This window comes from Acinetobacter sp. YK3, from assembly GCF_001729365.1.
In the GTDB taxonomy this organism is placed as follows: Bacteria; Pseudomonadota; Gammaproteobacteria; order Pseudomonadales; family Moraxellaceae; genus Acinetobacter; species Acinetobacter vivianii.
Genome location: NZ_LZPJ01000144.1, coordinates 1 through 20,877, shown reverse-complemented (window position 1 = coordinate 20,877; position 20,877 = coordinate 1). Strand labels below are relative to the sequence as shown.

At 41.1% G+C, this 20,877-nt stretch carries 23 protein-coding genes; 9 read left to right on the top strand and 14 right to left on the bottom strand.

What is annotated here, in order from left to right:
• Nucleotides 1-36: 36 nt before the first annotated feature.
• The 5 genes from msrA to thyA all read right to left on the bottom strand — a co-directional run bounded on the left by msrA (nt 37) and on the right by thyA (nt 3,716).
• Nucleotides 37-561: a peptide-methionine (S)-S-oxide reductase MsrA gene (gene msrA / locus A9Z07_RS16875; protein ID WP_005255315.1), complete on the bottom strand. Its 525-nt coding sequence runs from the start codon at nt 559-561 to the stop codon at nt 37-39.
• Between the two features lie 105 nt (nt 562-666).
• The gene (locus tag A9Z07_RS16870; RefSeq protein ID WP_004774294.1) at nt 667-1,143 is read right to left on the bottom strand and encodes an META domain-containing protein; all 477 of its coding nucleotides are present in this window, start codon (nt 1,141-1,143) and stop codon (nt 667-669) included.
• Nucleotides 1,144-1,269: 126 nt separating this feature from the next.
• Nucleotides 1,270-2,325: a DUF4105 domain-containing protein gene (locus A9Z07_RS16865; protein ID WP_069579929.1), complete on the bottom strand. Its 1,056-nt coding sequence runs from the start codon at nt 2,323-2,325 to the stop codon at nt 1,270-1,272.
• Between the two features lie 18 nt (nt 2,326-2,343).
• The gene (locus A9Z07_RS16860; protein ID WP_069579928.1) at nt 2,344-2,853 is read right to left on the bottom strand and encodes a dihydrofolate reductase; all 510 of its coding nucleotides are present in this window, start codon (nt 2,851-2,853) and stop codon (nt 2,344-2,346) included.
• 20 nt (nt 2,854-2,873) lie between these two features.
• The gene (gene thyA / locus A9Z07_RS16855) at nt 2,874-3,716 is read right to left on the bottom strand and encodes a thymidylate synthase (RefSeq protein WP_004774299.1); all 843 of its coding nucleotides are present in this window, start codon (nt 3,714-3,716) and stop codon (nt 2,874-2,876) included.
• Between the two features lie 171 nt (nt 3,717-3,887).
• Between thyA and A9Z07_RS16850 the strand changes: the two genes are divergently transcribed.
• Entirely contained in the window at nt 3,888-4,712 is an 825-nt protein-coding gene (locus A9Z07_RS16850; RefSeq protein ID WP_069579927.1) for a YwqG family protein, read from the top strand.
• A gap of 49 nt (nt 4,713-4,761) precedes the next feature.
• Here A9Z07_RS16850 and A9Z07_RS16845 read toward each other — a convergent pair whose 3' ends face one another.
• The 3 genes from A9Z07_RS16845 to A9Z07_RS16835 all read right to left on the bottom strand — a co-directional run bounded on the left by A9Z07_RS16845 (nt 4,762) and on the right by A9Z07_RS16835 (nt 7,007).
• Nucleotides 4,762-5,337 (bottom strand): xanthine phosphoribosyltransferase, encoded by a 576-nt coding sequence (locus A9Z07_RS16845; protein ID WP_004774302.1) that lies wholly within the window; start codon nt 5,335-5,337, stop codon nt 4,762-4,764.
• 88 nt (nt 5,338-5,425) lie between these two features.
• Nucleotides 5,426-6,130 carry a DUF3108 domain-containing protein gene (locus tag A9Z07_RS16840; RefSeq protein ID WP_005255301.1) on the bottom strand — a complete coding sequence of 235 codons (705 nt, stop codon included), beginning with the start codon at nt 6,128-6,130 and terminating at the stop codon, nt 5,426-5,428.
• Between the two features lie 196 nt (nt 6,131-6,326).
• Nucleotides 6,327-7,007 carry a hypothetical protein gene (locus A9Z07_RS16835; RefSeq protein ID WP_047431195.1) on the bottom strand — a complete coding sequence of 227 codons (681 nt, stop codon included), beginning with the start codon at nt 7,005-7,007 and terminating at the stop codon, nt 6,327-6,329.
• A gap of 244 nt (nt 7,008-7,251) precedes the next feature.
• On the opposite strand from A9Z07_RS16835, the gene A9Z07_RS16830 reads away from it, so the two are divergent.
• On the top strand, nt 7,252-8,139 hold the full coding sequence (locus A9Z07_RS16830) for an energy transducer TonB (RefSeq protein WP_069579926.1): 888 nt from the start codon (nt 7,252-7,254) through the stop codon (nt 8,137-8,139).
• Between the two features lie 125 nt (nt 8,140-8,264).
• Here the strand turns inward: A9Z07_RS16830 and A9Z07_RS16825 are convergent, their stop codons facing one another.
• From A9Z07_RS16825 to miaB, 4 genes are all read right to left on the bottom strand, one after another.
• On the bottom strand, nt 8,265-8,564 hold the full coding sequence (locus A9Z07_RS16825; protein ID WP_069579925.1) for an antibiotic biosynthesis monooxygenase family protein: 300 nt from the start codon (nt 8,562-8,564) through the stop codon (nt 8,265-8,267).
• A gap of 11 nt (nt 8,565-8,575) precedes the next feature.
• On the bottom strand, nt 8,576-9,061 hold the full coding sequence (gene ybeY, locus A9Z07_RS16820) for an rRNA maturation RNase YbeY (RefSeq protein ID WP_069579924.1): 486 nt from the start codon (nt 9,059-9,061) through the stop codon (nt 8,576-8,578).
• 285 nt (nt 9,062-9,346) lie between these two features.
• Nucleotides 9,347-10,420, bottom strand: coding sequence for a PhoH family protein (locus A9Z07_RS16815; RefSeq protein ID WP_047431185.1), 1,074 nt, complete (start codon nt 10,418-10,420; stop codon nt 9,347-9,349).
• A 40-nt stretch (nt 10,421-10,460) separates the two neighbouring features.
• Nucleotides 10,461-11,912: a tRNA (N6-isopentenyl adenosine(37)-C2)-methylthiotransferase MiaB gene (miaB, locus tag A9Z07_RS16810; protein WP_004774314.1), complete on the bottom strand. Its 1,452-nt coding sequence runs from the start codon at nt 11,910-11,912 to the stop codon at nt 10,461-10,463.
• 299 nt (nt 11,913-12,211) lie between these two features.
• On the opposite strand from miaB, the gene A9Z07_RS16805 reads away from it, so the two are divergent.
• The 4 genes from A9Z07_RS16805 (at nt 12,212) to A9Z07_RS16790 (ending at nt 16,386) form a co-directional block, all read left to right on the top strand.
• On the top strand, nt 12,212-14,119 hold the full coding sequence (locus A9Z07_RS16805; protein ID WP_171259000.1) for a lytic transglycosylase domain-containing protein: 1,908 nt from the start codon (nt 12,212-12,214) through the stop codon (nt 14,117-14,119).
• A 26-nt stretch (nt 14,120-14,145) separates the two neighbouring features.
• Nucleotides 14,146-14,832: a ribonuclease I gene (locus A9Z07_RS16800; RefSeq protein WP_069579922.1), complete on the top strand. Its 687-nt coding sequence runs from the start codon at nt 14,146-14,148 to the stop codon at nt 14,830-14,832.
• 167 nt (nt 14,833-14,999) lie between these two features.
• Nucleotides 15,000-15,986 (top strand): malate dehydrogenase, encoded by a 987-nt coding sequence (locus A9Z07_RS16795; RefSeq protein WP_004655942.1) that lies wholly within the window; start codon nt 15,000-15,002, stop codon nt 15,984-15,986.
• 157 nt (nt 15,987-16,143) lie between these two features.
• Complete coding sequence (locus A9Z07_RS16790) at nt 16,144-16,386, top strand: DUF2789 family protein (protein WP_004774317.1); 243 nt, start codon at nt 16,144-16,146, stop codon at nt 16,384-16,386.
• A 26-nt stretch (nt 16,387-16,412) separates the two neighbouring features.
• On the opposite strand, the gene A9Z07_RS16785 is transcribed toward A9Z07_RS16790, so the two are convergent.
• Nucleotides 16,413-16,940, bottom strand: a complete 528-nt coding sequence (locus A9Z07_RS16785) for a hypothetical protein (protein ID WP_047431172.1) — start codon at nt 16,938-16,940, stop codon at nt 16,413-16,415.
• A 64-nt stretch (nt 16,941-17,004) separates the two neighbouring features.
• Nucleotides 17,005-17,616, bottom strand: coding sequence for a 2OG-Fe(II) oxygenase (locus A9Z07_RS16780; RefSeq protein WP_069579921.1), 612 nt, complete (start codon nt 17,614-17,616; stop codon nt 17,005-17,007).
• Between the two features lie 382 nt (nt 17,617-17,998).
• Between A9Z07_RS16780 and A9Z07_RS16775 the strand changes: the two genes are divergently transcribed.
• Genes A9Z07_RS16775 through A9Z07_RS16765 form a run of 3 tightly spaced genes read left to right on the top strand, consistent with a single transcriptional unit; the run spans nt 17,999 to nt 20,804 of the window.
• Nucleotides 17,999-18,856, top strand: coding sequence for a 23S rRNA (adenine(2030)-N(6))-methyltransferase RlmJ (locus A9Z07_RS16775; RefSeq protein WP_004774321.1), 858 nt, complete (start codon nt 17,999-18,001; stop codon nt 18,854-18,856).
• A 38-nt stretch (nt 18,857-18,894) separates the two neighbouring features.
• Complete coding sequence (gene pssA, locus A9Z07_RS16770; protein WP_004774322.1) at nt 18,895-19,728, top strand: CDP-diacylglycerol--serine O-phosphatidyltransferase; 834 nt, start codon at nt 18,895-18,897, stop codon at nt 19,726-19,728.
• 17 nt (nt 19,729-19,745) lie between these two features.
• A complete protein-coding gene (locus A9Z07_RS16765; protein WP_069579920.1) occupies nt 19,746-20,804 on the top strand; it encodes a DUF6670 family protein in 1,059 nt (352 codons plus the stop codon).
• Nucleotides 20,805-20,877 lie beyond the last annotated feature (73 nt).

The following is a 20,877-nucleotide window of genomic DNA, read 5'->3' as shown; positions in this document are numbered from 1 at the left end:
ATAAAAAAGCAACTCAGTGAGTTGCTTTTTTATTGCTTATTCATCTTTGAGCAGGTCAAGATACTTGGCTCGGAGTTTAGAAAGCTTAGGTGGAATACTAAAGTTGCAATAACCTTGTGATGGATTACGGGCAAAGAAATTCTGGTGATATTCTTCAGCAGGGTAGAAGGTTGGTACTGGACTGAGTTCAGTCACAATATTGAGACCTTCATCTTCTAGACTCTGAATGACCTGCTCAGCTTGCTGCTTTTGCTCATCATCGAAGTAATAAATCACAGAACGGTATTGTGTGCCAATATCATTACCCTGACGGTTTAATGTCGTTGGATCATGAGTGGTAAAGAATACATTCAACAATTGGGTATAACTGATCTGCTGCTCATCAAAATCAATCAGAATCACTTCGGCATGTTGTGTATTACCCTGACAGACTTGCTCATAGGTCGGATCTTGGGTAATCCCGCCCGCATAGCCACTCACCACTTTTTCAACGCCTTTAAGTTGTAGAAATACGGCCTCTACACACCAAAAGCATCCACCACCTAACATTGCCTGTTGCATAAAACTTCCCAATTTTTAATTTTAAGAATGCTACTAAATTAAACGAAGTGCTCAAAAAGTAAAAGCCCGTGTTTGAAACGAGCTTTTACTTTTATCATCATCGCATTAAGGCAGCGGCTGAATAACAGTTACGAAACTTACGAGTACCTGTCCTGAAGCATCAAGGAATTTCAACTCATGTCCTTTGAGTTCATAACTGGTTGTGCTTGCTAAAGCATGGCTATATTGGCGAGAAAGCGCACTGTTGTCATTGCCTAGACAAGCCATCATGGTTGAGGCAATTGGACCTAAACGTAATACAGCACCTTGGCTTTCAAAGGTTCCTTGAATCTGGTTACATCCATCTGCACCAAAAAAGCGTTTCGCTTTAGCATCAAACTGGATCGCAGGACGTTTATTCGAAAGATCATTGGTTTTGACTTCAACGCCATTAATCTGAGTTGCAATCCAAGTACGGTTGTACAGATCAATGCTTTGTTTTTGAGATGCATTTGGTGAAGTCTGGAGAGATTCTGAGCTTGCACAGCCCGTCATTGCTACGGCAATTGCCAAAGTACAAGAAGTTAAAAGAGGCTTTAACATAAGATTTTAAATCCGAATCATTGTGTTTCTATAAGCGTTATTAAAATAAAAGAACGTGGAGCTGAACGGTATATTGCGTATCCTTTTGTAAATGTTCAGATACTTTTAATAAAATTAGTGGAAAAATCACTCAACTTTTGGAATGCCTGAGCGAATTACATCTGAAAAATACTCGCTACTTTTATTGGACTGCTGATCGTACTGTTCGGCACGCGTATTGATGTGCGCCAGACGATACCATTCATTCATGCTGTAATTTTGATTGAGCGCTTTCAAGTCATAGAGATAATTCGGTAAATAACCTGAAGCCAATAAGCGATAATCTTTCGGTAATTTTTGTGGATTAATGGCCTGTACCATATCAAAAACCAGCGTCGTACAGTTACTGGTTAAAGTGTTGTACCATTTTGCTTCACTGCGGAGCTCATCAGCCTGATTGAGATACTCAATAAACAGGGCTTTACGCTCTGCCGCAGGCATTTTAACCGGGAATAAATAAACCTGTTCATGGCGAATATTACTGCGTGTATACACAATATCTTTTTCGTCTGAAGCGACTAAGCTGAGTTCATATTTACGGAAAAATCCACCAATCGCAGAAAAATCTTCGCCTTTCTCTTTGCGGATCTCAATTGAAAATACCAGAGGCTTCTGATCTGCAAAATCAAAACTCACCAGCGTATGTGCAATCTGAGGGCCCATCCAGTAGGACGTGATGACATTGATCCCTGTAATCTTGTTCAGGTCAATGGTGCGATCTTCCCAGCGGATGTCATAAGTGCCATCTGCATGCCAGTTAAAGTTACGAACTTTGTGTAAGGTAACCAGATCGCCCTTTCTGCTATAGCTAAGCTGTTCTGCAACTTCTGGATTCCAGTCTCGGTCCTGTCTGGCTTCGATAGAAAAATACCAAAACAATGAGCAAGCAAAAGCAACGCAATAAATAATGATATCAGTACGACGGCTGATGAGATGACCACTGAAATACACGCCAAGCAGGCTCAGTGCAAACAAGCCCCAAAGTACAATAGCAACTCGGCTAAATAAAGTACCGAGCGGCTGTTGAATCCACAACGCAAGGCAAAGCCAGACACTTGAAAGAACCACGCATAAGGTGAATAGACCGTGTAAAAATCCAATCCCTAAAGCAATAAAAAACTCACGTGATCCAATGTTATGCATGGCAAATGCGATCCATTATTATTTTTGGTAGGTCGCAAACTCGAAAGCCACACCAGATTTTTCATCTGTATGTTGTTCTGAGTTTACTTTATGAAAATCCTCAGAGATTTCTGGGTAATGCGCATCGCCTTGAACATCAAGATCCACATGGGTTAACTCTAGGCGATCTGCAATGGCAAGTGTTTGAGTAAAAATCTCTCCACCACCAATAATAAATAAAGACGCTTTTTCAGCGTGTTGTGCATCTGTAAGTGCGCCGTTTAATGCCTCTTCGATACTATGTGCGACTTTAACCCCTTCAAATTGCCATTCAGGATCACGCGTAATCACCCAATTGACACGATTAGGAAGGGCACGCCCCATAGACTCAAGGGTTTTTCGGCCCATGATCACTACGCCGCCTTGGGTGATCGCCTTAAAGTGTTTCAGATCAGCAGAGATATGCCACGGCAAAGCATTGCCTTTGCCGATACAGCGATTTTTATCCATCGCAACTACGTGAACAATTTCAGTGCCTTGCCATGCCATTTTATATTCTCTCTAATCTTTTAAACTGCGACGGGTGCTTTAATTGCTGGATGTGATTCATAGCCCACAATTTCAATATCTTCAAATTTAAAGTCAAAAATATCGGTAATTTCTGGATTTAACTTTAATTCGCATAATGGCAATGGTTCACGCGAAAGCTGTAATTGAGCCTGTTCAAAATGGTTGGCATACAAATGTGTGTCGCCACCTGTCCAGACAAAATCGCCAACCCCTAAACCGCACACTTGCGCAATCATATGAGTCAGCAGAGCATAGCTGGCAATATTAAAAGGTACGCCTAAGAAGACATCGGCACTGCGTTGATACAGTTGGCATGACAATTTGTTATCTTGTACAAAAAACTGGAACAAGGTATGGCACGGTGGCAAAGCCACTTTTCCAGCTTCATTTGGATTCCAGCCTGACACGATCAAACGACGTGAGTTTGGATTGGTCTTGATTTCATTGATCAACCATTTGATCTGGTCAAAACCGTCTTGTTGATAGCTGCTGTCTGCATTTTGAGTCGCGCCAAAGTTACGCCATTGATGACCATAAACAGGCCCAAGCTCGCCTTCTGGACGGCCAAAGCGCGCTGTTTGCTCAGCCGTTGCCCATTCATCCCAGATCGTGACTTTATTATCTTTAAGATACTGAACGTTGGTGTCGCCTTTGAGGAACCAGAGCAGCTCGATCACGATTGAACGGAAATGCACCTTTTTCGTGGTCAGTAAGGGAAAACCTTTAGAAAGATCAAAGCGCATCTGATGACCGAATACTGAACGTGTTCCTGTTCCTGTACGGTCACCTTTGTCGCCGCCATTGTCGAGGATATGTTGTAAAAGGTCTAAATATGTACGCATCGTCATTCCTATCGCAGATTTTGCTCGGGCTAATCTTATCAGAATTTATGTGATAAATAATGGGTCAATTGAGCGTCATTAATTGTCGTAGTACAGACTTTACTCTCTATTTTAATTTAGCTGCTTGTTTTATATTAAGTTCTATAAATAATGACATGGACAAGCAACATAATGAATCTTCAAGCTGAGAATTTACCGAATACTTTACATCCATACCTAGAAAAAATTTCAGCAACGATTTTGCCGACGGTCTCTATGCAGTTAACAGCAAGTGATGACTTGGCATTATGGCAAAGTAAGATTGGGGGACAGCCTTACTTACCGCTAGAGGTCGCCTATCCGGTTGACTCGGATGGCAATCCATTGGTTTTATTGGCACAGTTCAATTTTGCTGAAATTCCAGATTTACCTCATTTTCCAGACACGGGTATTTTGCAGTTCTATATTGCTGCCGATGATTTATATGGCATGAACTTTGATGACCAACAGCTGCAATCGGGCTTTAAGGTTTTATATTTTGATCAGGTGATTGAAGATCTTACGCAATTAAAACAGGATTTTTCAGAGCTTGAGTTCGATGAAGAGGCATATTTGCCTTTTAGTGGGCAATATTCAATTGAATTTCAGCGTGCTGAGCAGGCCATTAGTCTGGAAGATTTTGCTTTTGGAAAGAAAATTCTCAATGTTGATGAGCTTTACGATTTTGAAGATCAATTCGAGGGTGGCGATTTCGAAAATGATTTTATTGAGCCTTATCATGAATTGCTTTCTGCAAGTGGGCATCGTTTAGGTGGGTATCCATTTTTTACTCAAACTGATCCACGTCAGTATAATGAAAAAATTCAAGACTATATTCTGCTTTTCCAGCTAGATACTGATGATGCTGAAAACGATATTATGTGGGGAGATTCGGGTGTCGGTAATTTCTTTATTCACCCAGAAGATTTAAAGAAACGAGATTTTTCTAAAGTTGTATATAACTGGGATTGTTATTAAATAAAAAAAGCGGATGAAAACTCATCCGCTTTTTTCTGGATTTTTAATCTTATTCAGTCACAAACGTAACTTTGCCATCTGTTAAAGACTTCACACGTGCAAGTGATTCAACACGGTAGCCTTTTTCAAGCAACACATCACGGCCTGGCTGGAATGATTTTTCAATCACAATACCCACACCAACCACTTCAGCTTTGGCTTGGTGAATCAAGTCGATGAGACCGAGTGCTGCTTGACCATTTGCAAGGAAGTCATCAATCACAAGCGCTTTGTCGCTTGAGCTGATGTGCTTGTTTGAAATCGCAATGGTGCTTTCAGTTTGTTTGGTAAACGAGAACACTTTAGAACGGTAAAGGTCGTCTTTGAGTGTTAATGACTGGTATTTACGAGCAAAAATAACAGGAACGCCAAGTTCTAAACCTGCCATGATTGCAGGTGCAATACCTGAAGCTTCGATGGTAATAATTTTAGTAATACCTGCATCTTTAAAACGAGCGGCAAACTCTTTACCAATCAGCTGCATTAACACAGGATCGATTTGGTGGTTTAAGAAAGCATCAACTTTCAAAACCTGATCAGATAGAACGATACCTTCATTTAAGATTTTCTGTTCTAAAGCGTACACGGGAGAATCCTCTAAACGGATGCTTATTCAAGCAAAGGCATATTTTAAAAAGCATCAAAAAAAATGCAAGCCAAAATTGACCAGTTGCTTAGTTTGTTTTGCCCGAATAGCCAGTTAATAACAATCCGTATGACGATTTTCCATCATTATGTGCCATTTTTACTGGCAGATAGTCGAGTTTTGGTGCTAACCAGAATACGGTATTACGTTCAGGTTTATCGTGCTGCATGACCACTTTAATGGCATTAAATGTACCATAAGGTGTTTTGACACTTTCGGTTCCTTGCTTCACAAAACGGCGTTCATCTAGCGCTTTGGCATCTGCGATCAAATATTTGCTTTTCAGTGAGTTATTTTTCAAATCTTCACGGATTTGCAACTCGGCATTGAGCTCATCCAGCGCGCCTGCCTGCCATGCAAATGAACGGGTCTGATCATCCTTCTTGGTATTCACAACTTTACTGCTTGGATTAAAGTTAATACTCATCGTATTGCTGTGAATCAGGATCTTGCTGCTACGGCTAAAGTTTTGTGAGGTAATTTTGTTATTGGCAAAATTAAACTGACTGGTTTCAGAGGCAGAAGCAATCGCACCAGCTTTGGCACTGAATTTATATGTCCAGTTATTGCCTTGTTGAGAAAGGGTACGTGTTGCAGAACCTAAATTCTTATTGTTGTAGCTAAATTGATAGCTGGCCTGAAAAGGAGCCATTGCCAATGCATGACTAGATAAGCTTGCACTTAGAATGGCCGCAGAGGTAATACCCGCTACTTTCAATAATTTCTTGGTCATAACATTCTATCCTCTGAGTGACCTTGATAAGTCAATCACTCAATTATCACTACGATTTAAGACTATTATGCTTGTAGATTGTGAAGAAAAGATCAGGCTTTTTACTAAGCGCTTGTTAATTTTTCGTATAAATCATGAAGTTGTGTATATGCGTGGTATGCGTTATGGTGCAACATACCACCGAGCAATCGATTTGCTATTTGTTTGGGTCTTTTTGTTGAATTGGAGTGACTTCAGTATCTTCCAGACTGTCTTCATCAAAGTCATCATCGTTTGACGGTGACAGAATTGCGGCTAGATTGACGTTGCCCCACACAATAAGTTCTGCTGGGCGAACACGGGCACGATTCACATGCACTTTGCTCAGTGTTTCGATAATACTTGCTTTTTTGCCTAGCCAACGGTTGAGGTCTAGATAAAGTAAGTCATCTTTAACCTTTACGATGTCAAAATGTTCCAGAATTTTACCTAGTGGATCTTCTTCACGGAATTTCTGGTAATACCAGATGGCAATGTAAAAGCCCCATTTTTGAAAGATATTCTTAAATTTTGCTTCAATCACCTGAGTATTGCTGATCTGTTCAAACACCATCAGTTGTACGTTTTGATTCATTTCCATCTGAATCAGTTTCAAGTCGACCGAAAGCGTGGTATGTAAGCCTTTCACATCCAGTGTCGTATATAAGCGTAACCAGCCATCATATAAATCGGCATGCAGGTCTTGCATCATGTCGACATTTTCGGTGACATAACGTTCCATGGTTGCATTCACAAAAACTTGTGAAAGCGAAAACTCTCTTTCTTCTTCGATGAATTCTTCTGCTTTTTGGTAAACTTTACGTAGACGTTTAAAAACGGATGAGATTAGCGTTTGCATAAAAGTTGTTCCAGAAAGTGAATTGATAGGTCATGCAATGCCACGATCTTTGTATTAACTAAAAAATAAAAATAAATTTCTAACTTGCAGTGTAGCAAAATTAATTGCTACATTTTCATAAAATGATGGTATGGAAACACTGTAACTATAAGTGGATCACATTTTTGTAAAATTTTGAATATTGTTTTGGTTTTTATACGGTTATCACCGTTGGGGATGGGACATTTTTTGTCGCTTTAATACCATGTGGAATAAAATAAATTTTCGTTCAGCGTTGTCTCCTTATTGGTGGCAAGATCCAGTTTTTGTGGGTGCAGTTGCTTTGGCAATGCTGCTGCATGGAGCGGTGTTGGCTATTCATTTTACCATGCCATCTCCTTCAGACACCTCAACCAAAGAAATTGCAGTCACTGTGCGTCCAAGTACGGATAAAGTCAAAGATGCTGATTTTCTGGCACAGGCAGATCAACAGGGTTCGGGGGATTTCCGTCAAGCGCATCGTATGGCGAGCGATATGCCAGCGCCCATGCAAGCAGATGCGACAACAGGGGAGTCTGAGCTAGAAAGTCTGGAAAAAGTTCAGCAAAAACGTGAACTCAAGTTTGAAGAAAAAGTGTTGATGACCGTTTTAAGCTGGCAGAAACAGGCAGAACAAAGCGAACGTAAAAAGACTCTGGATGATTTACAAAGCCAGTTTCAGGCCAAAGCCGCAATGGTGGCTAGTTTAGAGGCGCAATATTTACAACGTCAGCAAAATTTTAGCCGCAAACAACGCATTAAAACAGTAGATGGTATTCAGGCCAAACAAGATGCATCTGCGGCTTATCTGGATAAGTTCCGTCAGAAAGTCGAATTGTATGGCAACCGTTATTATCCTGATGAAGCAAAACAGCAGCGTTTAGCGGGGGAAGTCCGTTTAATGGTGATTCTGAATGCAGAGGGTGGGATTCGGGCAATTCGTTTAATCGAAAGTTCGGGGCATTCCGTTTTGGATGAAGCTGCTAAAGCATCAGTACGGCGTGGTGCACCATTTGGAGCATTTGATGCAGCGATGAAAAAGGATATTTCGGAGTTGCGAATTATACGGACTTGGCGTTTTGATCCCGTCGATGCAGAGTTTGAAGTGCATTAATGATCTTTAGATGAATAACATACTGAATAAAATGTTATTTCTTATCTTCGGGTAGAGAAGAAATAATAAAAAACGGCTGGATTTAGCCGTTTTTTTATTAGGTTTGTGGATAAGTTTGTATTTATTCACAATTCCTTTTGACTGGAATAGGCACGTTCAATCTTACAGATTTCAACACTAAAGTCCTGATACCATTTCTCTTTACCCAAGCGCTGAGCCACTTGATGCTCTGCATCTTGTTGCCAACGTTGAATATCTTCAAGGCTATGCCAATAAGATAGGGCAATTTCAAAACCATTTTCACTACAAGCTTCAAACTTGGCACAGTTAAATTGGCTCAAGGCTTTATTTCTGAGCATTTGTGCCATTTCTGAATAAGTTGTATCGAGTGCTTTGATTGTGGCTTTAAAAATAACGATATACATAGGACTTTGGACTAGCTTTCATCAGCTTGGTAAGGATTGGCGATACCCAGTTTTTTCAGAATCTCAATTTCCAAAGCTTCCATCTCTTCAGCTTCGGCTTCACTGGTCTCATGATCATAGCCGAGTAAATGTAAAACCCCGTGAACCAGTAAATGAGTGAAATGATCATTTGGCGTTTTTTGCTGTTCAGCAGCTTCTTGTAAAACCACAGGAATACAAATCACTAAATCACCGAGTGGCTCTGCATCAAGTAAGCTGAGCATTTCCTCAGGAATGTCACTTGGGAAAGACAAGACATTGGTGGGTTTGTCTTTTTCACGATATTGCAAATTGAGTTCATGGCTTTCTGCGAGATCAACACAGGCAATCCCAATTTCACAATTGACATCGAAACCGACATGACGCAGTGCAGTTTCGATATTTTTTTTGATTTGACCACGTTTGAGTGGCAATTCAGCAGCTTGAAAGTCTTGTTGAAGACTTAAATTGATTTTCAAAATAGATCCTTAGATATAAATTAGATCTACGAGCTTAGATTGAGTCTAAGAAATGTAGATAAAGATCATGGTGGAATCGTGCCACATTCTCATCCATTTGCTGGATAAGCCTTCGGCGCGACCTACTTTTGTTTTGGCAAAAGTAGGCAAAACCATTGTCATTCGCAAAACCTGTTCGCATCTTGCATTAAACTAATTTGAGTTACATGGTCATCACTCGTTATCCTTTTTGAACCACGCAGGTTGCGAATGACAGCTCCGAGTATCGAATTAGATTAATATTATTTAATGCTGAGCATCAGCTTTCTCATCATTTTCTGCAATCAGCGCTTCTTGTTTTGCTTTGCGTTCGGCGCGGGCTTCAGCAGACAAGCGTTGCTGTTCGCTGTCCCAGCCTTCGTAAGCTTCAACAATTCTTTGTACCAGTTGATGACGAACTACATCTCGGGAGTGGAAACGAGTGATATGAATTTCATGTACATTTTCAAGTACACGTAATGCATGAGCCAAACCAGATTGCTGACCGCGTGGTAAATCAACCTGAGTAACGTCACCTGTAATCACGGCACGAGAACCAAAACCTAAACGGGTGAGGAACATTTTCATCTGTTCAGGCGTGGTATTTTGCGCTTCATCCAAAATGACGAAAGAGTGATTGAGAGTTCGTCCACGCATATAAGCGAGGGGAGCAACTTCAATCACTTGGCGTTCAATCAGTTTAGCCACTTTTTCAAAGCCCAGCATTTCATACAGGGCATCGTAAAGCGGGCGCAAGTAGGGATCGATTTTCTGGGTAAGATCACCAGGTAAGAAACCGAGCTTTTCACCTGCTTCAACTGCTGGACGAACCAGCAGGATCCGCTGAATTTCATTACGTTCCAGCATATCAACCGCAGCAGCGACCGCCAGATAAGTTTTACCTGTCCCTGCGGGGCCAATACCGAATGAAATATCACTTTGTAGAATACGTTGTACGTAGCGTTTTTGATTGGCGCCACGTGGGTTGATGCGCCCTTTGCGGGTCTGCAACCAAACACTATCAAGGCCAGTATGCTCTTGTTCTGAATCATCCATGAGTTCACGGTCGGTCTGTGAACCCTGAATCATCAAATGAATCACATCGGCACTGATTTGTGAGGAAATTTCTGATTCTTGATAGAGCCGTTGCAATAGTGCTTCGGCTCTTTCGACTGCTTCCATATCACCATCGAGATAAAAGGCATCGCCACGGTGAGTAATTTTGACATCTAAACGTTGTTCGATTTGTTTTAAATGCCCGTTATACGCACCGAGCATGCTTTTCAATCGTTCCAATGGAATTTCAGGGAACGTTACTGTACGTCGAATCGCTGCAGTCAAGATAAACCCTTTTTGTTGCTTTGTAGGAATAACCCTTACATTACGCCACGTCAGGTTCAAGATTCAAGAGTTCTCCGTAAACTAAATTTAAAGTTTTAATTTCAGTGATCTCAATCTCTGCAAAACGTCCAACCCAGGTTGCATCACCGATAAATGTCACTAAACGTGTATTGTCCGCCGTACCCATTAAAACATTCGGATCTTTATCAGATACTTTTTCAATCAAGACACGCTCAATTTTACCTAGCATGGCATCCGTTTTATCGATACTTGATTTCTTAATCACTTCTTGTACTTGTGCAAGACGATCTTTTTTCACTTGCTCAGGTGTACTGTCTGGTAAGTCTGATGCAGGTGTTCCCGGACGTTTTGAATAAACGAAACTATAAGAATGATCGAAATCTAAATCTTTAATGAATTGCAAGGTTTCAGCAAAGTGTTCATCAGTTTCACCTGGGAAACCGATAATGAAGTCACTTGATAAATGCATATCTGGACGTACTTTGCGTAGCTTGGCAATTTTATCAATATAAACATCAATGGTGTGGTTACGCTTCATCGCTTGTAGTACATCGTTCGAACCACTTTGTACTGGCAAATGGAGATGCGAAACCATTTGTGGTAAATCACGGTAGCACTGAATCAGATCATCTGAAAATTCAAGCGGGTGAGAGGTGGTGTAACGTAGACGACCAATCCCCGGAATTTCTGCAACTAAACGCAATAATTCAGGGAAGGTACAGATGCCACCTTCGAAGGTTTCACCGCGATAACCATTCACGTTTTGGCCCAGTAAGCTGATCTCACGTACGCCTTTTTCAGCCAAGCCAGCAATTTCAGCCAACACATCATCGAGTGGGCGCGAAACTTCTTCACCGCGTGTATAAGGAACTACACAGAAAGAGCAGTATTTAGAACAGCCTTCCATGATAGAGACAAAGGCCTTAAAGCCTTCTACGCGTGGTTCAGGCAGGAAGTCGAATTTTTCGATATCAGGGAAAGAAATATCGACCAGTTTGATTTTTTCTTTCTTTGGCTTTTCCACTTGCTCATTATGCTGATCCAGCATTTGTGGCAAACGGTGCAAGGTTTGCGGACCAAAGACCATATCCACATAAGGTGCGCGTTTTTGAATGTTGTCACCTTCTTGAGAGGCAACACAACCACCGACACCAATGACCAGATCAGGATTTTTTTCCTTAAGCTTGCGCCAGCGTCCTAAACCACTGAAAACCTTCTCTTGCGCTTTCTCACGAATCGAACAGGTATTCATGAGTAGAATATCAGCATCATTAGGATTGTCAGTGAGCACATAACCATGCGAATCACCTAACAAATCTGCCATACGATGACTGTCATACTCATTCATCTGACACCCTTGAGTTTCAATATATAACTTCTTAATTGAAACATCAGCGGTGTGCATTGGCTGGGTAACAGTGTTTTCTGAGGCAGCTTTTACAGCACTGGGAATGAATGTTTGAACCGTCATGCAGGCTCCTAAACAAGGTGGATTTAAATAAACCGCGGATTATAGCAGTATTTTTAGTTGCGCGCAGAGAATAAAAAACTGACAAAAATGGACAGTTTGTGAATAAAATTGTGTGAATTTTAATGAATATGAATCAGTAATTTACATAACACAACAATAGTGAGAAGCTAGACTTATTACACTATGTAAGCAGGCAAAATTGGGCATAGATATTGATGAAGATGAAAAAGCAGTGTGATTTAATAACAACAGGAAGACGTAAATCGAATAATAAGAACAGTTTCCGTCGTTTTATTGCCATGAGTGGAATGATTGCCTGCTCATCGGTCTATGCTTTGGATGAACAATTCAATGATGCCCTACGTGCTGCCAATTCGGGTAACACGGCTCTGCTCGATCAATATCAATATGAAATGCAGAATGATGCATTGGGGTATTATCCAGAATACTGGAAACTCAATACCAATCTCGGCTTTCAGCCTGCCACATCCATTATCAGTTTTGCTCAGCGTTATCCGCAATCAGCGATGGCTGAAAAACTTGCGGCCGATTATGTCGAAGAAAAAGTCAAACAGGCCAGCTTTGCCGATGCCAAGCCTGTATTGAGCTATGTCACCAATCCAGATCAGGAAGAAAGCTGTGCGGTGGCACAAGTACGCGCCAAGACGGGCGATAGTCTAGTTTTTGCTGAATATAAAGACATCTGGTTAACCACCAATACTCAACCTGAATCATGTAATGGCTTAGGCCGCTTGATGTTGTCTAGTCCACTCCTGACGTCACAGGATCGTCAGCAACGCTTGTGGGGACAATTACGTGCAGGCCAGTCTGGTCAGGCCGTTGCAACCGCCCAAACCATGGGTTTAAATCTTTCACTGGCTCAGTTTAACCAGATTCAGGCCAATCCATTGGGCTATTTGTGGAGTGCACCTAAGTCCAATGATGCCGATTATGCCTATCTGATTTTTGCTTTAGGCCGTGTGGCAGATAGTGACCTAACCAATGCGTTAGGCAATGTGCAACGTGTTGTTCAGGATGTGCCTCAACCTGTACAGAAATATCTATACCGTACCATTGGTTATGTGGGCGGCACGACCGTGATGAAAAATGGTTTTAACCGTGAAGTACTCAACGCTTTCGATCAAAGTTATGGTTATCCGTTTAGCCCAGAAGAAGCTGAAATTTATGCGCGTCAAGCGATTCGTTTCGGCGCTTGGGAAAGTCTGATTCGTGCCATTGATGCGATGTCGGTGACACAAAAGCAGGAAGACCGTTGGCAATACTGGTTAGCGCGTGCATCTGAGCAACGTTCAGATGGTGGCTCAAAGCAGGCTGCTCAGCAGATTTATCGTAAGCTCGCACAAGGTGGTGATGATTATCATAATTTGTTAGCCAAAGACCGTATCGGCGAACGCTATAACCATCAGCCTTATAATGAACAGCCGAGTGCCCAAGATACTCAGCGCCTCAATCAAAATATTCATTTTAGACGTGCCTTTGCGCTAAGAAATGTCAATGCACCTGCAACGTATACCAACCGTGAGTGGAACTGGGCTGTTCGACAGGCTTATTTGCAACACGATGATGGCTTGTTACTTGCGGCTGCAAAACGTGCACATGACATGGGTTGGTATGATCGTGCCATTTATGCGGCTGACCGCACCACCTCTCGTCATAACGACACCTATCGTTATGCAACACCGCATCGCAGTAATGTCACCAGCCATAGTTACAATGCTGGTATTGATCCCGCTTGGGCGTATGGTTTAATGCGCCAAGAAAGTCGTTTTGTGACTTCTGCTCGTTCGCATGTGGGTGCAGGTGGCTTAATGCAGATTATGCCAAACACCGCAAAACTGATTGCACGACAAATGGGTGAAACCTATAACCCTGCGGCATTAAGTGAAATGAATACCAATATTCGTTACGGTACTTATTACCTTTCAATGATCCAGAGTCAATTGAGTGGTAGCTCGGTATTGGCAACTGCTGGCTATAACGCAGGTCCGAATCGTGCACGCCGTTGGCAGCCTGATATCCAGACCATGGCGGCAGATCAGTACACCGAAACCATTCCGTTACTGGAAACACGTGACTATGTGAAACATGTCATGACCAATGCGACACATTATGGTGTGGTGCTGGGGCAGGGTGCACAGTCGTTAGAAAAACGGATGAGTACAATTCCTGTGCGCAATAGTCCTTAAACACACGAAGATGTTTAATTGAGATAATGAAGTTTTTGCATTTGATGAAAGCAGTCAACTTATTTAAAGGGCAGTGGAAAAGAGCTATACAGGCATTGATCTGTTATCTGGCTCTATCATTCGCTGCACCATTATATGCAGCTGATAAACAGGATGTTGCAGGTTATGTCATGCATGTGCAAATGACACCTGCTGCTTGTTCGTTTGATTCATCAAGACAAAAACAACGTAAATGTCTGGAAGGTTATTCACTTACCATTGCCAGTTTACTGCCCGAAGTGCCTCCAAATCGGGATTGTTCCACTAAAACCTCTGCAAGACTATCTCCTTTGCAAGCGAAAGTGGTTGCACGCGTAATGCCTGATGAAAATGCACGGGTGCAATTGTGGCAAGATGTTGGTGGTTGTATGCCAATGAATGCCAGCCAATATTTTAGAACGATTATTAATTTTGCTGAACGCTTGAAAATACCAGCTGATTTGACCAGTCCAAATACCATTGAAGTACAAAAAGAAAGTCTTAGACAGCAATTTACCAAGCTTAATCCATCGTTACCGCCAAATGGCATTCGTTTTACCTGCCAATCTTCAAAATTTAATTCGGTTTTGACTGAAATTCGCGTCTGTTATCAGAAAAATGGTCAATATAAACAATGTGCTAGCCATATTGTGACAGGCTGCCCAAGTGAGTTTACGATTAAAGGCAGTTATTAGGCTTTTACCTAGTTTGATTTGTATTTTCTATTAGACTTTCGTTGAAATTCATTCTCTTTTACATGCATATGCATTCGCTTTAGAGTACAATCTTTGCCGTTTATGATAATTCGGTTGAATAACAATAACGTTCAATCGTGCTAACGCATCTCATTGGAGAATATCACATGAAGCAACCCGTTCGTGTTGCCGTTACAGGCGCTGCTGGTCAAATTGGTTATAGCTTATTATTCCGTATCGCAAGCGGTGAAATGTTAGGTAAAGATCAACCAGTCATTTTACAATTGCTTGAAGTTCCTTTTGAGAAAGCTCAACAAGCGCTTAAAGGCGTGATGATGGAACTTGATGACTGTGCTTTCCCATTATTGGCAGGCATGATCGGGACTGATGATCCTAAAGTTGCATTTAAAGATGCTGACTATGCGTTATTAGTTGGTTCTCGTCCACGTGGTCCAGGTATGGAACGTGCTGACTTATTAAAAGTAAATGGCGAAATCTTTATTGGCCAAGGCCAAGCATTGAACGAAGTTGCTAGCCGTGACGTTAAAGTATTGGTTGTTGGTAACCCAGCAAATACAAATGCTTATATCGCTATGAAATCTGCTCCAGATCTTCCAGCGAAAAACTTCACAGCAATGTTACGTCTTGACCACAACCGTGCGTTGACTCAACTTGCTCAAAAAGCAGGTGTTGCAGTTTCTGACATCGAAGATATGACTGTTTGGGGTAACCACTCTCCAACAATGTATGCTGACTACCGTTTTGCAACTGCAAATGGCGTAAGCTTAAAAGACAAAATCAACGATGCGGCTTGGAACAAAGATGTGTTCCTTCCAACTGTTGGTAAACGTGGTGCTGCGATTATCGAAGCGCGTGGTTTGTCTTCAGCTGCTTCAGCTGCAAACGCTGCAATTGACCATATGCGTGACTGGGCGCTTGGTACAAACGGCAAATGGGTAACTATGGGTATTCCATCTGATGGTTCTTATGGTATTCCAGAAGGCGTAATGTTCGGTTTCCCTGTAACAACTGAAAACGGTGAATACAAAATCGTTCAAGGTTTAGAAATTGACGAATTCAGCCGTGAGCGTATCAACTTCACGCTGAATGAGCTTGAAGAAGAACGTGCAGCAATTGCTGACATGGTAAAATAATTTATCAGTTTGATAAATTGAAAAAGCACTCTCCCTGAGAGTGCTTTTTTTATACATAGCACACAAAAAACAACAAGAAAATATAGACATACCTAAGCATGTTCGATGCATTTGCTGATAAATTATTTTGATCGGAAGCACTGTATGGAGAATAACAATGTTTGAACAGCAACCCACATTAGAACTTTTATTTGAGCAACTTGGGCTTGGGGCAGATGAAGCAGCAATTGAAAGTTTTGTGAAAACACATCAGCTCAGTGCTGATCAGAAATTGCATGAGGCTGAATTCTGGAGCGCGGGTCAGCGAGATTTTCTAAAAAGTCATTGGGACAAAGATGATGAATGGGCCATTGTGATTGATGAACTGAATCAACAGTTGCATGTAGACAGTACCAAGTAATGATTCAATAAAAAATAAAGCTCACATCAGTGAGCTTTATTTTTTATAAGGGCTGTAAACCAGTCTTCTTGACGTGCTTGATTAAAAGCAGGGTGGAGTTGTAATAACTCTAAATCATGATCTAGGCAAGATACGTATTTCGTTAGCCAATGTCGTGTTAATGCGAGTTCTTGCTTAGAGGCCGAAGCGTAAGCCAGGAAGAAATAAATATCTAAGTGTTCTGTATATGCCAAAGGCTTTAAGATCTGCTGAGTAATGAGGGCAAAACGTTGCTCTTTAGTCAGCTCGAAATAAATCATATAGGCTTTGGCCAAATATAACGACAGATTGAGATACAGGCTTAATGGCATTTCGTCATATTCAATTCGTGCTTGTTCCAGCAGTACGATTGCTTCCTGTAAGAAGTGTAATTGTTCCTGACGCACATGACTGAGTACGACCAGCTGTAAACGCAGGTCTGCACGCTCTAAAGCAAGTTCAGGGCTATTATTCTCTAAAAAGAGTTGGTCAGTTTCACCAATTCGTGCAATGACTTGTTTCGTCTCGTTCGACATGTATTGATCCAGAATCGTCAGTTATGCCTAGGTATATAAGGCTGTTTTCAGGAATTTAAAGGGCTTAGCCTTGATTCCAGATTGAGCTTCCACTGCGTAACCATGCAGTAATCGACAAGCGCTGTTGTTTTGAGCGTAGAACCTCATGTAATAAATCGCTCTGGAAAATCGCCAGACGATTAGGTGAGGGCTGGATAATATGCCATTGACCATTTTTATCCTGCAAACGTAATTGACCGCCCCAATCTTCTTGCCAGCTTTCATGCACATAGAATACGGTGGAAATTATCCGGTCATTTTTTTGTTGAGGATTGTCACGATGTAAAGCATAAAATTCACCCGCATTGTAGCAGGCAAAATGTGCTTCCACTTCTTTGATCCCAAGATAAAACGCCTGATTTAACGCTTGTGAAAACTCTTCTAAAGCTTTGATATGCTGTTGAGCAATCGGTAACTGACCATCAATCCAGAGAATATGGTCACTACGAATATGACTGACAACACCGTTTTGTACTCCAGCTGCTCTGAATTCAGCAAGATGAGAGGTGCATTCATGAACAAGAGATTGTACATATTCATTTGAATAGACATCATCAATTAAGGCAAAGCCAAATTCATTTAAATCATCCAGAATTTGGTCTAGATTCCATGATTCAGCAAGAGAGGTTCGTTGCATAGAACTCCAGTTCTGTTTGTTAGATTGTAGTATGATTTTAGATGATCACATCAACGCTAAAGAATAGTTGAGGGGGCGCTGATATTTCAACCATGCCTTGCGTTATAAGCTAAAACGACATAAACGAGGCATGGAACGTAGGCAATGGCGATTCCCTTGTCAAGTTTCATAACGAAGTTTAGGGTAGTTTTAGCTATAACCCTTCGGGACTGCGACATTTTTTGCTGCTTCGGCGTTATACTTTTCTTATTTAGAATGCTAAATTTCGAAAACCATGCCTTGTATCAGCTAAAAAATGTCAACAGTCGCAAGCATCTGTGAAATGTCATCGGCCCCTATTTTCATGTTAAACTATCCTTTGAATTGAGGAATAATTGTCAACATGAATTACCGTCACCATTTCCATGCAGGTAACTTTGCCGATGTTATGAAGCATGTACTTTTGCTTCAACTGCTTGCTCGCTTAAATGCTAAAGATAAACCTTATCGTTATATAGATACCCATGGTGGTGCCGGTAAATATGATTTATCGACTTCTGAAGCACAAAAATCAGGTGAATTCTTAACGGGTATCCATCGTTTGGTTAAACTTGACGATTCGATTAAACGTAATGCGCCTGAAGGTGTAAAGCAATATCTTAAAATTGTTGAAGATATGCGTGCGGGCTCGGGCAAAGGTGCTTATCCAGGTTCACCGTGGTTTGCCCTTGAAGGCATGCGTGAAATGGATAAAGCGACTGTGTTCGAAATGCAGCGTGATGTGTTTCAACAATTATATTTTAATATTCGCGATAAACGTGCGGGCTTGCATGAGCGTGATTTCTATGAAGGCCTGATGGGTGTCATCCCGCCTAAAGAAAAGCGCGGATTGGTCATGATTGACCCACCTTATGAAATCGAGCGTAAAGATTTTCCGCAGTTGGTTGAATTGCTGCAAACAGCACATAAAAAATGGCCAACTGGTGTATTCGCTGTTTGGTATCCAATCAAAGATCGCGCGATGATTGACCGTTTTGAAAAGAAAATGTTTAAAACTGGTATCCGCCGTCAATTGATTTGTGAAATTTGCGTATGGCCAGATGACACACCAGTTGGTTTGAATGGTTGTGGTTTATTGGTAATTAATCCACCTTGGAAATTCTCGGAAGATGCGGATCAAGCATTACAATGGTTATTTCCACATTTACGCATGAGTGAAAATGGTGGACATGCTGCTGTGCGTTGGTTGGTGGGTGAATAACCCATCAACGTCCAAAGATTCTCGAGGAATTGAAAATAATGACAAATTCTCTTAAACCTGATTCTGATTTAAATAAAGATGCTCATTCTTTTGATGGCATCACTTTTGAAGTAGAAGAAGAAGAGCATACGCACGAAGGACAAAAAGTGAAACGTCGTGGCATTTATTTGTGGCCTAATTTAATTACAACAGCCGCACTTCTTTCTGGTTTCTACTCAATTATTGCGAGCATGAATGGCAATTTTAACCAGGCGATCTATGCAATTTTCTTGGCTGCATTGCTTGATGGTTTAGATGGTCGTGTTGCACGTGCAATTGGTGCGCAAAGTGCATTTGGTGAACAATATGATTCACTTTCTGATTTACTGGCCTTTGGTGTTGCACCTGCAATTTTGATGTATAGCTGGAGTCTGCACGATCTTGGGCGTATTGGTCTGGCATGTTGCTTTATTTATACCGCTTGTGCTGCATTCCGCTTGGCTCGCTTTAACGTACAGATTGGTGTTGTAGATAAGCGTTACTTTATTGGAATTGCCAGCCCGCTTGCTGCTGTCACCGTGATTTCATTGGTATGGGTCGGTCGTGATTTCCCATTTATCTTTGATTTAAGAGATATTGTGATTCAGGTCATCAATGCTGTTGTGATGGTTGCCGTTGGTTTGTTGATGATTTCAAACATCAAATACTATTCATTTAAACAAATGGATCGTAAACGTGTACCTTTTGTCGTGATGTTGCCTGTAGTCTTGATTTTTGCTGCAATCACGTACAACATTCCTGTAGGGATCCTGATTGTATGTATTCTCTATGTACTCTCTGGATTTGTAACGACCTTATTTGCCAAAAAGAATGATGAAAAAATAACAACTTAAAATTCAGGAGGTTCAGTATGCCAATATTGATGAGTAATAATCAATTAAAGCAGCTGAACCTCAATAAGTCAGATGCTTTAACTTTTCACCCGCCTAAAGGCCTTTTTAAAATTGTTTATCAGGCATTGATCCTGCCAAATTTGCCTGAGCCTTTTCATTATTTCAATTTTATTAGCCTGATTGGGCAGCCTCGTATTCCGATTTGCTATAACGCCAGTGCCATTACCACAACCGCGATTGATACAGCTACTGTTTTGGTCAGTAGCAGCGCATCAACTGTAGGGCATCTAAAAAGCTATAGTGCAAAAGAACAATGTCAATTAGAAGTAGATCGTTACCAGTTTCTTGATGTCGATCATATTCAGGCCGATTTTCCCAACTATTATTTTAAACGTAAAGATGACGAATTAAGTTGTCAGCTCAAAGTGAAAATCTGCACCGACATTGAAAATCATTCGGCTCTGCAATGGGGAATAGCCGACTACTGGTATGTTTCTTGCCAATGCGAAGGTGAAATCATTTATAAAAAACAAAAATACCAAATCGAAGCATTAGGCGTTTTAAAGCATGCCAGAGCAATTTATTTCCCTTTTATTGCTTTCCATTTCTTCACTTACCAAATTATTCAGATCAACGCTGACTTGCAAATCATTTTGTCTGAGCTCAGGAATCAATGGAATAACATCATTTTTTCACGGATAGAAATACAAACAAAAGAGGCAGCTACTCTCTATGAGCAGCAAGTCGTTCTGGATATCACACGGGTTTATCCGAAAGTCAAAACACCGAATGGACGTGAAATGTATTTGCCACGAGAGTTTATTTGGCAGTATCAAGAAAAAGGGGAAGTGATTTTTCAGTTACAAGCCAAAAGTAGAGGCGATTATAAATTTGGTCTCGCTGCAGGCTATGTAGGCAGTTTTAATTATCGACTTTTATGGAAAAATAAAAACTATGAGGGCTCTGGATACTGTGAATATATCGATTGTCGACCATTACACTGGCAAGAAAAAAATAAAACTGAGCAAATAATCGACCAAATTCCGCATTTTCAGCCTTATTTGTGTAAAAAATAGACGCTCGGTAAGATAATTCCAATAAATTTAAAAAAGGGTGTTGCATTGGATTAGGAATGCTGTAGAATGCACA

Excerpts from the sequence above, each read along its gene's own strand:
- msrA (WP_005255315.1), bottom strand. The coding sequence starts at position 561 with ATGCAACAGGCAATGTTAGGTGGTGGATGCTTTTGGTGTGTAGAGGCC.
- A9Z07_RS16870 (WP_004774294.1), bottom strand. The coding sequence starts at position 1,143 with ATGTTAAAGCCTCTTTTAACTTCTTGTACTTTGGCAATTGCCGTAGCA.
- A9Z07_RS16865 (WP_069579929.1), bottom strand. The coding sequence starts at position 2,325 with ATGCATAACATTGGATCACGTGAGTTTTTTATTGCTTTAGGGATTGGA.
- A9Z07_RS16860 (WP_069579928.1), bottom strand. The coding sequence starts at position 2,853 with ATGGCATGGCAAGGCACTGAAATTGTTCACGTAGTTGCGATGGATAAA.
- thyA (WP_004774299.1), bottom strand. The coding sequence starts at position 3,716 with ATGCGTACATATTTAGACCTTTTACAACATATCCTCGACAATGGCGGC.
- A9Z07_RS16850 (WP_069579927.1), top strand. The coding sequence starts at position 3,888 with ATGAATCTTCAAGCTGAGAATTTACCGAATACTTTACATCCATACCTA.
- A9Z07_RS16840 (WP_005255301.1), bottom strand. The coding sequence starts at position 6,130 with ATGACCAAGAAATTATTGAAAGTAGCGGGTATTACCTCTGCGGCCATT.
- A9Z07_RS16835 (WP_047431195.1), bottom strand. The coding sequence starts at position 7,007 with ATGCAAACGCTAATCTCATCCGTTTTTAAACGTCTACGTAAAGTTTAC.
- A9Z07_RS16830 (WP_069579926.1), top strand. The coding sequence starts at position 7,252 with ATGTGGAATAAAATAAATTTTCGTTCAGCGTTGTCTCCTTATTGGTGG.
- A9Z07_RS16825 (WP_069579925.1), bottom strand. The coding sequence starts at position 8,564 with ATGTATATCGTTATTTTTAAAGCCACAATCAAAGCACTCGATACAACT.
- miaB (WP_004774314.1), bottom strand. The coding sequence starts at position 11,912 with ATGACGGTTCAAACATTCATTCCCAGTGCTGTAAAAGCTGCCTCAGAA.
- A9Z07_RS16805 (WP_171259000.1), top strand. The coding sequence starts at position 12,212 with ATGAGTGGAATGATTGCCTGCTCATCGGTCTATGCTTTGGATGAACAA.
- A9Z07_RS16800 (WP_069579922.1), top strand. The coding sequence starts at position 14,146 with ATGAAGTTTTTGCATTTGATGAAAGCAGTCAACTTATTTAAAGGGCAG.
- A9Z07_RS16795 (WP_004655942.1), top strand. The coding sequence starts at position 15,000 with ATGAAGCAACCCGTTCGTGTTGCCGTTACAGGCGCTGCTGGTCAAATT.
- A9Z07_RS16790 (WP_004774317.1), top strand. The coding sequence starts at position 16,144 with ATGTTTGAACAGCAACCCACATTAGAACTTTTATTTGAGCAACTTGGG.
- A9Z07_RS16785 (WP_047431172.1), bottom strand. The coding sequence starts at position 16,940 with ATGTCGAACGAGACGAAACAAGTCATTGCACGAATTGGTGAAACTGAC.
- A9Z07_RS16780 (WP_069579921.1), bottom strand. The coding sequence starts at position 17,616 with ATGCAACGAACCTCTCTTGCTGAATCATGGAATCTAGACCAAATTCTG.
- A9Z07_RS16775 (WP_004774321.1), top strand. The coding sequence starts at position 17,999 with ATGAATTACCGTCACCATTTCCATGCAGGTAACTTTGCCGATGTTATG.
- pssA (WP_004774322.1), top strand. The coding sequence starts at position 18,895 with ATGACAAATTCTCTTAAACCTGATTCTGATTTAAATAAAGATGCTCAT.
- A9Z07_RS16765 (WP_069579920.1), top strand. The coding sequence starts at position 19,746 with ATGCCAATATTGATGAGTAATAATCAATTAAAGCAGCTGAACCTCAAT.